This is a genomic window from Pseudomonas sp. ICMP 561 (assembly GCF_002699985.1).
Lineage (GTDB): Bacteria > Pseudomonadota > Gammaproteobacteria > Pseudomonadales > Pseudomonadaceae > Aquipseudomonas > Aquipseudomonas quasicaspiana.
The window spans coordinates 1-204 of the sequence record NZ_LKBT01000065.1; the positions used below are offsets into that span (position 1 = coordinate 1).

Here is a 204-nt window from a genome sequence, read left to right on the forward strand (position 1 = left end):
CCTGATCAACCCAGCGGCGCAGAGCCGTACGGCCAACCTCCATCGATGCACAGACATCGGGAACTGAGCAGTTGTCATCAAGAACCATGCTTGCAGCACGTTGCTTGAACTCGCGGGTATAGGTCTTTCGCTCTTGCATGGAACCTCCTGATTGGGCGAATCATATCGCCCTTAAGAGGTGTCCGGGATCATTAAGCCAGTTCA

The 204-nt window shown here is 53.9% G+C and carries 1 protein-coding gene; it reads right to left on the reverse strand.

Features of this window, described 5'->3' with window-relative positions; translation table 11 throughout:
- On the reverse strand, positions 1 to 139 hold a 139-nt coding region (locus tag AO242_RS25460; RefSeq protein ID WP_141562241.1), incomplete at its 3' end, for a transposase.
- Between the last annotated feature and the right edge of the window lie 65 nt (positions 140 to 204).